Raw genomic sequence first — 12,538 nt, 5'->3', positions numbered from 1 at the left:
TGGCCGCAGCCTCCGTGGAAGAACCTAATGAAAAGCGCAGAAATCCGTGAAGCCTTCCTTCGCTTCTTCGAAGAGCAAGGCCACACCCGTGTAGCCTCCAGCTCTTTGATTCCGGGCAACGACCCAACCCTGCTGTTCACTAACGCGGGGATGAACCAGTTCAAGGACTGCTTCCTGGGCCAGGAAAAGCGCGCGTACACCCGCGCCACCAGCAGCCAGAAATGCGTACGTGCCGGCGGCAAGAACAGTGACCTGGAAAACGTCGGTTATACCGCTCGTCACCACACCTTCTTCGAAATGCTCGGTAACTTCAGCTTCGGTGACTATTTCAAGCACGACGCAATTACCTTCGCCTGGACCTTCCTGACCGGTGTTCTGAAACTACCGAAGGAAAAACTCTGGGTCACCGTCTACGCCTCGGACGATGAAGCGTATGACATCTGGACCAAAGAAATCGGCGTGCCGGTCGAGCGCATGATCCGCATCGGCGACAACAAGGGTGCGCCATACGCTTCCGACAACTTCTGGACCATGGGCGATACTGGCCCGTGCGGCCCATGCACCGAAATTTTCTACGATCACGGCGACCACATCTGGGGTGGCCCGCCGGGCTCGCCTGAAGAAGACGGCGACCGCTACATCGAGATCTGGAACAACGTATTCATGCAGTTCAACCGCACCGCCGATGGCGTGTTGCATCCGTTGCCAGCGCCGTCGGTCGACACCGGCATGGGCCTGGAGCGGATCAGTGCGGTGATGCAGCACGTAAACTCCAACTACGAAATCGACCTGTTCAAGAACCTGCTGAGCGCGTCGGCCGAGGCGATCGGCTGTGAAAATGGCGATCAGTCTTCGCTGAAAGTTGTTTCCGACCATATCCGTTCGTGCGGTTTCCTGATCGCCGACGGCGTCCTGCCGTCCAATGAAGGCCGTGGCTACGTGCTGCGCCGGATCATTCGTCGTGCTTGCCGTCACGGTAACAAGCTGGGCGCCACCGGCAGCTTCTTCTATAAGATCGTTGCCGCGCTGGTCGCCGAGATGGGCGAAGCCTTCCCGGAACTGAACAAGCAGCAGAGCAACATCGAGCGCGTACTCAAGGCCGAAGAAGAGCAGTTCTCCAAGACTTTGGAGCACGGCCTGAAGATTCTCGAGCAGGACCTGTCTGAACTCAAAGGCACTGTGGTGCCGGGCGACGTGGTGTTCAAACTGTATGACACCTATGGTTTTCCGATGGACCTGACCGCCGACATCGCTCGTGAGCGCGAGCTGACCATCGACGAAGTCGGTTTCGAGCGTGAGATGGAAGCCCAGCGTGTTCGTGCGCGTTCGGCCAGCTCGTTCGGCCTGGACTACAACACGTTGGTAAAGGTTGATGTGGCCACCGAATTCACTGGCTACACCGATACCAGTGGTTCGGCAAAAATCGTTGCCCTGTACAAAAATGGCCAGTCGGTCGACGTATTGAGCGAAGGCGACGAGGGCGTGATCGTTCTCGACAAGACGCCGTTCTACGCCGAATCCGGTGGTCAGGTCGGTGACTGCGGTTACCTGCAGGCCGGCACTTCGCGCTTCGACGTGCGTGACACCACCAAGACCGGCGGCGCGTTCCTGCACCACGGCGTGCTGGCCTCCGGCAGCCTGATCATTGGCGCGCCGGTGGAAACCCACGTCGAGGCCGACGTGCGTCACGCCACTTCGCTGAACCACTCGGCCACTCACTTGCTGCACGCAGCATTGCGTAAAGTGCTGGGTGATCACGTTCAACAGAAAGGCTCGCTGGTCGATAGTCAGCGTCTGCGCTTCGACTTCAGCCACTTCGAGGCCATCAAGCCTGAGCAGATCAAGGCGCTGGAAGACATCGTCAACGCCGAGATTCGCAAGAACTCCGCCGTTGAAACCGAAGAAACCGACATCGAAACCGCCAAGCAGAAAGGCGCCATGGCGCTGTTCGGCGAGAAATACGGCGACAACGTGCGCGTACTGAGCATGGGCGGCGATTTCTCCGTCGAGCTGTGTGGCGGTATCCACGCGAACCGTACCGGCGACATCGGTCTGCTGAAAATCATCAGCGAAGGCGGTGTGGCATCGGGTGTGCGTCGTATCGAAGCCGTTACCGGTGCGCAAGCGCTGGCTTACTTGAACGCGGCGGAAGAACAACTCAAGGAAGCGGCCAACCTGGTCAAGGGCAGTCGCGACAACCTGATCGACAAGCTGTCGGCTGTGCTGGAGCGCAACCGTCTGCTGGAGAAGCAACTCGAGCAGTTGCAAGCCAAGGCTGCCAGTGCCGCGGGCGACGATCTGTCGGCCCAGGCGCTGGACGTCAAGGGCGTGAAAGTGCTGGCCGTGCGTCTGGACGGTCAGGATGGCAAGGCGCTGCTGGCGCTGGTCGATCAACTGAAAAACAAACTCGGTCGCGCAGTGATCCTGCTCGGCAGTGTCCATGAGGAAAAGGTCGTTCTGGTTGCAGGCGTAACCAAAGACCTGACTGGCCAACTCAAAGCCGGTGATTTGATGAAGCAAGCCGCTGCGGCAGTGGGCGGGAAGGGCGGTGGTCGTCCAGACATGGCGCAAGGCGGCGGTACCGACGCTGGCGCACTGGATGCGGCACTTGCCCTGACCGTTCCATTTGTAGAGCAGGGTCTATAAGGCAGTACTTGCGGCTCGTAGTCTAGTGGCGGGCCGCAACGCTGTTTGAGTGATTATTTGGGCGCCCTTCATGGGCAGAGGCGGCTTTGAAATGGCTTTGATCGTACAGAAATTTGGAGGCACCTCGGTCGGCACTGTCGAGAGAATCGAGCAGGTCGCCGACAAGGTTAAGAAATTCCGCGATGCCGGCGATGACCTGGTGGTTGTGCTGTCAGCAATGAGCGGCGAAACCAACCGTCTGATCGATCTGGCCAAGCAAATCAGTGGCGACGGCCAACCGGTTCCGCGCGAACTGGACGTGATCGTTTCCACCGGTGAGCAGGTGACGATTGCCCTGTTGGCCATGGCGCTGATCAAGCGTGGCGTGCCGGCGGTGTCCTACACCGGCAACCAGGTGCGGATTCTGACGGACAGCGCGCACAATAAAGCGCGTATCTTGCAGATTGATGATCAGAAGATTCGCGGTGATCTGAAGGCAGGTCGTGTGGTGGTTGTCGCCGGTTTCCAGGGCGTCGACGAGCACGGCAACATCACCACCCTCGGTCGTGGCGGTTCCGACACCACCGGCGTGGCGCTGGCGGCAGCCCTGAAGGCTGACGAATGCCAGATCTACACCGACGTCGACGGCGTCTACACCACTGACCCGCGTGTGGTGTCCGTGGCCCAGCGCCTGGACAAGATCACCTTCGAAGAGATGCTGGAAATGGCCAGCCTCGGCTCCAAGGTGTTGCAGATCCGCGCGGTCGAGTTCGCCGGCAAGTACAACGTTCCGCTGCGCGTACTGCACAGCTTCAAGGAGGGTCCGGGCACCCTCATTACTATTGATGAAGAGGAAACCATGGAACAGCCGATCATTTCCGGTATCGCTTTCAACCGCGATGAAGCCAAGCTGACCATCCGTGGCGTGCCAGACATCCCGGGCGTTGCCTTCAAGATTCTCGGCCCAATCAGTGCCGCGAACATCGAAGTCGACATGATCGTGCAGAACGTCGCGCACGATAACACCACCGACTTCACCTTCACCGTGCACCGCAACGACTACCAGGCTGCGCAAGCCGTGCTGGAAAAGACCGCTGGCGAGCTGGGTGCCCGTGAAGTCGTGGGCGACACCAAGATCGCCAAGGTGTCGATCGTCGGCGTTGGCATGCGCTCGCACGCAGGCGTGGCCAGCCGCATGTTCGAATCCCTGGCCAAGGAAAGCATCAACATCCAGATGATCTCGACTTCGGAAATCAAAGTCTCCGTAGTGATCGAAGAGAAGTACCTGGAACTGGCTGTGCGCGCTCTGCACACGGCTTTCGAACTGGACGCGCCGGCCCGCCAGGGCGAGTGATGCGTTTGCCAAAAGGCGCGGTCTGACCGCGCCTTTTGTTTTTTTGAATGGCGCGACCCCGAGGCTGTTCTTTTGCTCGCGCTAGTCAATACTCAGGCATGTAGGGCTGCGACCGCTCCGGTTGTGGGTCGAGTGCCTTTTTTTTGCAGACTGTTGTCCCTGAAATGAAATGCGTGAGGAGAAAGGTATGCTGATTCTGACTCGTCGGTGCGCAGAAAGCCTGATTATCGGTGATGGCGAAATCACCGTGACCGTGCTCGGCGTCAAAGGAAATCAAGTGCGCATCGGTGTAAATGCCCCCAAAGAGGTGGCTGTTCACCGGGAAGAAATTTACCTGCGTATAAAGAAAGAGAAGGACGAAGAACCAAGCCATTAATTTTTATCGTTTTTTATGTTTGCAAACGGGGAAGAAGCTGGTTAATATACGCCCCGTGTTGCGGAGAGCTGGCCGAGTGGCCGAAGGCGCTCCCCTGCTAAGGGAGTACACCTCAAAAGGGTGTCGGGGGTTCGAATCCCCCGTTCTCCGCCATTATTTGCTTAGTACGTTGTAATCTGGCTTCTTCGGTAAGTTGTTGAAATTACTAGAAAAAGTGTTTGACATAGAGATTAAACGGCCTATAATGCGCGGCAACAAATGCACTCGTAGCTCAGCTGGATAGAGTACTCGGCTACGAACCGAGCGGTCACAGGTTCGAATCCTGTCGAGTGCACCATTTAAGAGTTAGTTACAGCAATGTAAGTAACTTGGCTTCAACCAGTTGTGATCTGGTATAAAAACACAAATTGCACTCGTAGCTCAGCTGGATAGAGTACTCGGCTACGAACCGAGCGGTCACAGGTTCGAATCCTGTCGAGTGCACCATACAACAGAAAGCCCGCATTTAATGCGGGCTTTTTGCCGTCCGGGATTTGGCTTTTCCCTTCGTGCATCCCTTCTCATCGAACTCCACCTGTGCACTGCGGCCTCGCTGGGTGTCGTAGCGGTAGCTCGTGGCTGAATTGCGAATACTGATCTTGTCCGGCTTGCCGAGCGCGCTTTCGACGTCTTGCTGGCTCATGCCGGCGATTACTCGCTGATTGATGATCGCCTCTCGGCGCTCTCTGGCGCTGATCAGGTTTCCACATTTGTCCGGCGCCTGACCGACTACGGTCGGCTCTTTCCTTTGGATTTTCATTCCTGATGTTTCGTGGGGTTCGGCTGGCGGCAGAAGCGCCCTCGTACTGCCAGGTGTAAAGACGCGGACGTCCTGAAGTGAAACGCTTTCTCCCGGGGCGCAACTCAGTGTGGTGAAGGTAATGCGCCCATTGGCCGCTTCGCAGCGGTGAACAGTGGTGGCGAGCGCAAGGGCTGGGAGAGTGAGCAGGCTGAACAGTAAAGGGAATGGTGACATTGATGGCATCAGGCGTCCTCCATGACGTTCCTTTTCAAGGGTAGCGGCTACAATTTTCGATGGGGTGTGTGTTTTCTTTTCAGAATACGTCGTCGCATTTTTATGGATCAGGACGATGTTCAAGATTGTTGTGCAAGCGCTTGTTTCAGCCGAGATTTTTTAACGTTTAAAACCGTCAGGCGGTGTATCATTGCGCCCGTCAGCCCCGCCGGGGCTTGTGGAATACCTCCATGGACTTACCCAGTAGTTACTCAGTACCCCGTTTCACCAATCATGAATTGACTGATTGATCCTTCCGGCGTGCCCCGCTGCTGGGAGTGGAGTTCGCCTATGTCCGATGTTGAAGTAAAGAAAACGCAGGAAAGCTTGCAGGATCGCCTGGCTCAGGTGGTTGAATTGTTGCAGCGCCAGCGAGTAGTAGAAGACCTGACTCACCGCCAGGAAGGCCCGCATCATGACCGGGTCGAGAACCTGGTCCACCGGCAGAACCTCGTCGAGTTGCAGCGCAAGCTCGATGACCTGCACTCCGCCGACGTTGCCTACATCCTTGAAGCCTTGCCGCTGGACGATCGTCTGACGCTCTGGCAGCTGGTGAAGGCCGATCGTGACGGCGACATCCTTCTCGAAGTATCCGATTCGGTTCGTGAATCGCTGATCGCCGACATGGACGATCACGAGCTCCTGGCGGCCGCCAAGGACATGGATGCCGACGAACTGGCTGACCTGGCCTCCGAGCTGCCGCGAGACGTCGTCCATGAGCTCATGGAGACCCTCGACCAGCAACAACGCGAGCGCGTGCGTTCGGCTCTGTCCTATGACGAGGAGCAGGTCGGTGCGCTGATGGACTTCGAGATGGTGACCATCCGCGAGGATGTCAGCCTTGAAGTGGTCTTGCGTTATCTGCGCCGTCTCAAGGAGTTGCCGGGCCACACCGACAAGCTGTTCGTGGTCGATTATGACGGTGTCCTCAAGGGGGTGTTGCCGATCAAGCGTTTGCTGGTCAACGACCCGGACAAACAGGTTTCCGAGGTGATGGCCAGCGATCCGGTGAGCTTTCACCCGGATGAGGACGCCTACGATGCCGCCCAGGCGTTCGAGCGTTACGACTTGATCTCCGCCCCTGTGGTCGACAAGAACGGCAAGCTGATCGGCCGTCTGACCATTGATGAAATGGTCGACCTGATCCGTGAAGAGAGCGAAAGCGAAGTTCTCAACATGGCGGGTCTGCGTGAAGAAGAAGACATTTTTGCGTCGGTCTGGAAGTCCCTGCGTAACCGTTGGGCCTGGCTGGCGATCAACCTGATTACCGCGTTCGTGGCTTCCCGGGTCATCGGTCTGTTCGAAGGTTCGATCGAGAAACTCGTGGCGCTTGCGGCGTTGATGCCGATTGTGGCGGGCATTGGTGGTAACTCGGGTAACCAGACCATCACCATGATTGTTCGCGCGATGGCGCTGGACCAGGTGAGTACCGGCAACACCTCGCGCCTGATGCGCAAGGAGTTGGCAGTAGCGCTGATCAATGGCGTGATCTGGGGCGGGGTGATTGGTGTGGTTGCCTACCTGCTCTATGGCAGTTGGTCATTGGGTGTGGTGATGACCGCCGCGATGACCCTCAACTTGCTACTGGCGGCGTTGATGGGGGTTTTGATCCCGATGACCCTGGCGAAGATGGGGCGCGATCCGGCAATGGGTGCCAGTGTGATGATTACTGCCATGACCGACAGCGGCGGCTTTTTCATCTTCCTCGGCTTGGCGACAATCTTCCTGCTCTGAAGTCCTGCCCAGTAAAAACCCGCCAATTCGGACTGTGTGAAAACCTGGCAATCTGCGCAGTGCTCAAAAAAATGCTCCGTATCGAAAGATACGGAGCATTTTTCGTTATGGCCTACATCCAAGGAGAGTCTCGCAGCCAGACCAGCCTGTTCCCGGTCTCGCTGGAAGAGTTGATCCCTGAGGATCACCTCGTTCGCGTTATCGACCTGTACGTCTCCAAGCTGGATCTGGTGCGACTAGGCTTTGATAAAGCACTTCCCAAAAGCACCGGCCGGCCTTCTTACGATCCAGCCGATCAGCTAAAACTTTACCTCTACGGTTATTTCCAGCGGATCCGTTCATCCCGGCGCCTCGAAGCCGAGTGTCAGCGCAATATCGGTAACGCTCGCTTCTTGCTGCGACAGCTTGAGGGTGCGAGGGCTGAAATGGTCCTGGCGGTGAACGCCTATAACCTGAAAAGAGCGATTAACGTGCTTGGCGCACGTCACTTGATGGCGTTTATAGGCTGAAAAGCCTTTTTTGTCTGCTGTGAGCCACAAAAGCAAACGCCCCGAACAAGTCGGGGCGTTTGCTGGAACCACCATCAGTGCGTTTTCACACGGTCTGAATTGGCGGGTTTTTTGTGCCCGGATTTTGGGCAATCCCGGGAAGCACCGATAACGCTATACCTGTAGGAGCCGGCTTGCCGGCGATGGGCTCAAGTGCGCCGCGTTTGTCCGGTTCACACGCGTTATCGTTAACGACCATCGCTGGCAAGCCAGTTCCTACAAGTGACCGCGTTTGACCCCTGGGGAGCTGTAGGAGCCGGCTTGCCGGCGATGGACTCAAGTGCGCCGCGTTTGTCCGGTTCACACGCGTTATCGTTAACGACCATCGCTTCAAGCCAGCTCCTACAAGTGACCGCGTTTGACCCCCGGGGAACTGTAGGAGCCGGCTTGCCGGCGATGGACTCAAGTGCGCCGCGTTTGTCCGGTTCACACGCGTTATCGTTAACGACCATCGCCGCACCGCAGCTCCTACAGGAGGCCGCGTCCAGAAAAAGCCCAAAAAAAAGCCAGCGATCAGGCTGGCTTGAGCTCTCTGGCTGAATCAGGACGCGTCGGCGGCCATTTCAGCATCGTGAGCGATCAGCGAAACGAGGGCGTTCTGCTGTCGATGGGAGAGTTGGCGGAAGCGCTGCAGCAGCTCGCGTTCATGCAAGGAAAGCTCCGGGCTGTCCAGGCGCATGCTCAACTCTTCTCCCAGTGCGCCTTCCTGAATAAGACTCTGCTCAAGGCGCGCAATGATTTCGGAGTTCATGCTGCGATGATGATTGCGAGCCACCTCGGCAATGCGTTCACGCATTCCGTCTGGCAGACGTACGACGAACTTGTCAGCCGTACGGCTGGAATAAATTGCCTGTTTCAATGGGCGCATATATTTAACCGGTTAGTTCAGGGGAGCGGTTTTCGGGATTGGCCGCAGGATGTCTGGTAGGACAAGCGCTCTGACCAAATGTTCAACCTGAATTGATATAGAGGCGCGCATCATGCCTCAAGCCAGCCAGATCCTTGGCGTCAATTCTGTGACAAATATTGAACTGGATAAAGGCGTTCTGCCAGCACCAATTATCAGAAATGCGGACTGGTTTGAAAAGTTCGACCGGGCCATATCGCTTAGCGCTTTCTCCGCCCGACGAAAGGCTTCCGAACGCAGAAACAACGCACTCGATCACTGTTCCTTACCACTACAGAATAGTGGCAAATGGCCGATTTACTAGAGGAAGTCGTATAGATAGGGGCAATTGAGGATGGATGGCAGACCCTTGCGCCAGATCTGCCTTGCCGGGATTAACGCAAAACCGGATCAAACTTGATCTTGCGCCCGGCAATCAATGCGAGCACGAACAGAGCGGTGAATACACCGCAGGCGATCAGGGGGAGGGTGACGACCATGTCCTGGGTCAATGCCAGATGAAAAATGCCGCTCAACAAGGCGAGGATGAAGAAACTCGCGGCTGATTTGGACATGCTGTGCTCCTGGTGGGGGTCATTCAAAAAACCAAACGTTCGGCAGGCGGGGTCGGCACCGGGATGTTTTCCTCAATGACCTCCTGGCTGACAAAGCCGTGCTGGTCGCTCATTACGGCCAACTGCGGCGCTTTCTGCAGTTGAAGGTAATGCGGCATTCGCTGGGCAACCTGCGTAGCACCGCTCCCGGGGCTAAAATGAAAACCCAGCAAAACCGTCAGGGCGATTGCATTCGAGAGTAAAAGGGTGCGGTTCATGAGGCGGGCCTCCGTTGTTCTGTGAAGAACAGCTGAAGCAGCTCGCATGCCAGAGTCTATCGGCAATTAAATTCTTTAAAAACAATGAATTAAACTATTTTCGCGAAAGTTCGATCTTGCATTTTGCATTGATGGCTTTTTGCAGTGATGCAATTTGCACGGTAAACAAGTCCACGCCCGGCTGAGGCGTCTGCCTACACTTAAAAAGCCCTACGGACGACATGACAAATGCAGGCCCGGCCGTTAACATGCACGCCGTTCATCGCGCCGCGTTTTTTCGCAGCCGACTTGTGTCTCAGTAGCTCAATTGGATAGAGCATCCCCCTCCTAAGGGGAAGGTTGGCAGTTCGAACCTGCCCTGGGACACCATCATTCATCAGCGCTTTGCTGTCCAGAAAAGCCCCATCGGAAATTTGATTCCGGTGGGGCTTTTTTGTGCGCGATGTCTCGTTTTCAGTAATGCCTTCACATATTCAGAGTGAGCGTTGAGGGAGGTTCTCAAGGGAATGCCATGGCTGGCCGATAACCCGGACAGTTACGAGCTTCTTCGTCTGTGGCGGTCAGTGCGTGTGCTGATTGGCGATGAGAAGGTGTTTGATGGCTAAGGGCTACCAGCTATCATCTGCTTGCCAAATAAAGGGCTGCGAAGCTGAGTCCGTCCGTGAATTTGCCTTTGGGTTCTTCTTCTTAATTGCCTGGAAATCTTCGATGCTGTCGTATCACCAAAAGCGTTTTTTGATCGTCGATGATTTCTCGGACTTTCGCAGTTCGGTCAGGTCGATGCTGCGCGAGCTGGGCGTCAAGGAAGTGGACACTGCCGATACCGGCGAACAGGCGCTGAAAATGTGCTCGCAGAAGGCCTACGATTTCATCCTGCAGGATTTTCATCTGGGTGACGGCAAGAAGAACGGCCAGCAGGTGCTCGAAGACCTGATGGAAGAAAAGCTGATCAGCCATGAATCGGTGTTCGTCATGGTCACCGCCGAAACCAGCCAGGCCATGGTGCTCAGTGCGCTGGAGCACGAGCCTGATGCCTACCTGACCAAGCCGTTCAACCGTTCCAGCCTGGCCCAGCGCCTGGAGCGCCTGGAGCAGCGCAAGACCTTGCTCAAGCCGATCCTGCAGGCCCTCGACCGCGGCAAGCCGATGGAGGTGCTCAACGCCTGCATCACCCTGTGCAAGCAAGACATCCGTTATTCGCCCCTGTGCCTGCGCTATCGTGCCGATGCCTTGCGCGACCTGAATCAGAACGAAGCACTGGAGCGGCTGTACGACGGCATCATCGCCGACCGCCCGTTGCCTTGGGCGTTTGCCGGGTTGGGCAAGTTGCTGTTCAAGCGCGGCCAGGTCGCGCAGGCCAAAGGCATTTACGAGAAAGCCCTGAAAGTCTTCCCGATGATGCCGTCGCTGTATGACGGGATGGCTGACGTGCTGGTCGCCGAAGGGGACACCAAGGGTGCGCAGCGCGTTCTGGAAGAGGCGATTCGCCTGTCGCCGCTGGCGGTGCGCCGGCAAGCAATGCTCGGCAAGCTGGCGATGACCAACGAGGACTTTGACACCGCCTCCAAAGCCTATCGCCAGGCTGTAGCCCAAGGCGCGCAGTCACGTTTCAAGGATCCTGAAAGCAACCTCGGACTGGCGCATGCCTTGATCAGCAAGGGCAGCGACAGGGGGCTGGATACCCGCACCCGACTGGAAATCAATACCACGCTGAGCGCAGTGGCCAAGGACAACCCTGGCGACCCTGGCCTGCAAATCCGTGCGCGCTTGATGAAAGCCACCAGCATGCTGATCAACGATGCGGAAACGGCCGACAAGCTCACCGAGCAGGCACTGTTACGCCTCGATGGCATGGAGCAATTCATGAGCGCTGAAGCGGCGTTGCTGGTGGCCAAGCAGCTGAAAATGCTCGGGCAGACCGAAGCCGGCACTGCGATGTTGAAAAACTGCGTGGAAATCTACGGCGACGATCCGGCGGTCATGAAGGGCATCGCCAAGCAGACCGACGACCCGAGCATCCTCAATTCCGGCAACGCCGCCGCGGAACTCAACCGTCAGGGTGTGCGCGTTTACAAGACCGGCAATCTGGTGGAGGCCCGGCAGGTATTTCGCAAAGCCCTGGCGATGCAACCGAAGAACATCAGTATCGCCCTGAACCTGGCGCAGTCGTTGTTGCACGGCACCGATACCAGTGCGCCTTCGGCCGAGCTGGAAGAATGCCGGACCTGCCTGAAAATGGTCGGCCTGATGCCCGACTCCGACGCGCGCTACCCGCGTTTTCAGAAGCTTAAAAGCAAGGCGTTTGGCCAATGAATGACAATGAGCAGGCACTGGATTTCTCCACGGTGATCGCTTCTACCGTGCACGACATGAAGAACTCGCTGGCCATGCTGATGCAGGCCCACAGCCAGTGGCTGGCGCGATTGTCGGAATCGGCGCAACAGACGCCGGAGCAGGGCGTGATCGACTTCGAGTTCGCCCACCTCAACGGCATGCTGGTGCAGTTGCTGGGGCTGTATAAGCTCGGCGTCAACCAATTGCCGTTGCAGCCGGCCTACCATGAACTAGACGACTTCATCGAAGCGCAACTGGCTTGCCATCAGGAAGTGTTCGCCAGCCGCGGCATCATGGCCACCTATGAAGTGGACCCGCTGAGCCCGCTGGGTTTCTTCGACCGTGAGTTGATCGCGTCGGTATTGGCCAATTGCATCAACAACGCCATCCGTTTTGCACAGCACGCCGTTCTGATCAGCGTCAGCGACGAAGCCGGGCAACTGGTGTTGACCATCAATGACGATGGCCAGGGGTATCCGGCGCAGATGATCGAGCGTCAGGACGATTATGTGCAGGGCATCAATCAAACCACCGGCAGCACCGGGTTGGGCCTGTACTTTGCCGGGCGCATCGCCGCGTTGCATCAACGCAACGGCGTCGGCGGGCGTACCGAAATCAGCAATGGTGGTCCGTTGGGCGGTGGGTTGTTCCGTCTTTACCTGCCCTGAGCGGCAGCATATTTATCGACGCTGCTTGATATTCCGAACACGTGGAGCCTATTTTGTACGGTCGCCGTTCGCGGCCCGCACAATAACAAGGATAGCGTCATGACGACCGTTGGCCTGAGTTCACTCG

Annotated in this window: 10 protein-coding genes, 4 tRNA genes and 1 pseudogene; 11 read left to right on the top strand and 4 right to left on the bottom strand. The window is 57.1% G+C overall.

Annotated elements, in window-relative coordinates; all coding sequences use genetic code 11:
• Positions 1-27: 27 nt before the first annotated feature.
• From alaS to B0D71_RS28915, 6 genes are all read left to right on the top strand, one after another.
• Positions 28-2,646 (top strand): alanine--tRNA ligase, encoded by a 2,619-nt coding sequence (alaS, locus tag B0D71_RS28940; protein WP_103397749.1) that lies wholly within the window; start codon positions 28-30, stop codon positions 2,644-2,646.
• Positions 2,647-2,737: 91 nt separating this feature from the next.
• Entirely contained in the window at positions 2,738-3,979 is a 1,242-nt protein-coding gene (locus B0D71_RS28935; protein ID WP_007971040.1) for an aspartate kinase, read from the top strand.
• Positions 3,980-4,166: 187 nt separating this feature from the next.
• Entirely contained in the window at positions 4,167-4,355 is a 189-nt protein-coding gene (gene csrA / locus B0D71_RS28930; protein WP_002554426.1) for a carbon storage regulator CsrA, read from the top strand.
• Between the two features lie 62 nt (positions 4,356-4,417).
• Positions 4,418-4,508, top strand: a tRNA-Ser gene (locus B0D71_RS28925).
• Positions 4,509-4,615: 107 nt separating this feature from the next.
• Positions 4,616-4,692, top strand: a tRNA-Arg gene (locus B0D71_RS28920).
• Positions 4,693-4,764: 72 nt separating this feature from the next.
• Positions 4,765-4,841, top strand: a tRNA-Arg gene (locus B0D71_RS28915).
• A 19-nt stretch (positions 4,842-4,860) separates the two neighbouring features.
• Here the strand turns inward: B0D71_RS28915 and B0D71_RS28910 are convergent.
• Complete coding sequence (locus B0D71_RS28910; protein ID WP_103397748.1) at positions 4,861-5,379, bottom strand: cell envelope protein SmpA; 519 nt, start codon at positions 5,377-5,379, stop codon at positions 4,861-4,863.
• A 321-nt stretch (positions 5,380-5,700) separates the two neighbouring features.
• Between B0D71_RS28910 and mgtE the strand changes: the two genes are divergently transcribed.
• Positions 5,701-7,143 carry a magnesium transporter gene (gene mgtE / locus B0D71_RS28905; protein ID WP_103397747.1) on the top strand — a complete coding sequence of 481 codons (1,443 nt, stop codon included), beginning with the start codon at positions 5,701-5,703 and terminating at the stop codon, positions 7,141-7,143.
• A 107-nt stretch (positions 7,144-7,250) separates the two neighbouring features.
• Positions 7,251-7,553: pseudogene (locus B0D71_RS28900) on the top strand (transposase); the annotation flags it as partial.
• Positions 7,554-8,232: 679 nt separating this feature from the next.
• On the opposite strand, the gene B0D71_RS28890 reads toward B0D71_RS28900, so the two are convergent.
• The 3 genes from B0D71_RS28890 to B0D71_RS28875 form a co-directional block, all read right to left on the bottom strand.
• The gene (locus tag B0D71_RS28890; protein ID WP_003178899.1) at positions 8,233-8,559 is read right to left on the bottom strand and encodes an Arc family DNA-binding protein; all 327 of its coding nucleotides are present in this window, start codon (positions 8,557-8,559) and stop codon (positions 8,233-8,235) included.
• A 413-nt stretch (positions 8,560-8,972) separates the two neighbouring features.
• Entirely contained in the window at positions 8,973-9,152 is a 180-nt protein-coding gene (locus tag B0D71_RS28880; protein ID WP_103397744.1) for a PA3371 family protein, read from the bottom strand.
• A gap of 23 nt (positions 9,153-9,175) precedes the next feature.
• Positions 9,176-9,409 carry a hypothetical protein gene (locus B0D71_RS28875; RefSeq protein WP_103397743.1) on the bottom strand — a complete coding sequence of 78 codons (234 nt, stop codon included), beginning with the start codon at positions 9,407-9,409 and terminating at the stop codon, positions 9,176-9,178.
• Positions 9,410-9,701: 292 nt separating this feature from the next.
• Here B0D71_RS28875 and B0D71_RS28865 point away from each other — a divergent pair.
• From B0D71_RS28865 to B0D71_RS28855, 3 genes are all read left to right on the top strand, one after another.
• A tRNA-Arg gene (locus B0D71_RS28865) sits at positions 9,702-9,778 on the top strand.
• A gap of 339 nt (positions 9,779-10,117) precedes the next feature.
• Positions 10,118-11,722: a tetratricopeptide repeat-containing response regulator gene (locus B0D71_RS28860; RefSeq protein WP_103397742.1), complete on the top strand. Its 1,605-nt coding sequence runs from the start codon at positions 10,118-10,120 to the stop codon at positions 11,720-11,722.
• A complete protein-coding gene (locus B0D71_RS28855; protein ID WP_103397741.1) occupies positions 11,719-12,411 on the top strand; it encodes a sensor histidine kinase in 693 nt (230 codons plus the stop codon). The genes B0D71_RS28860 and B0D71_RS28855 overlap by 4 nt, the downstream gene beginning before the upstream one ends.
• Positions 12,412-12,538 lie beyond the last annotated feature (127 nt).

The sequence above is a fragment of the Pseudomonas laurylsulfativorans genome (genome assembly GCF_002906155.1).
In the GTDB taxonomy this organism is placed as follows: Bacteria; Pseudomonadota; Gammaproteobacteria; order Pseudomonadales; family Pseudomonadaceae; genus Aquipseudomonas; species Aquipseudomonas laurylsulfativorans.
Note: the sequence above shows the minus strand (reverse complement) of the source record. Positions and strands in the feature narration are given on the sequence as shown.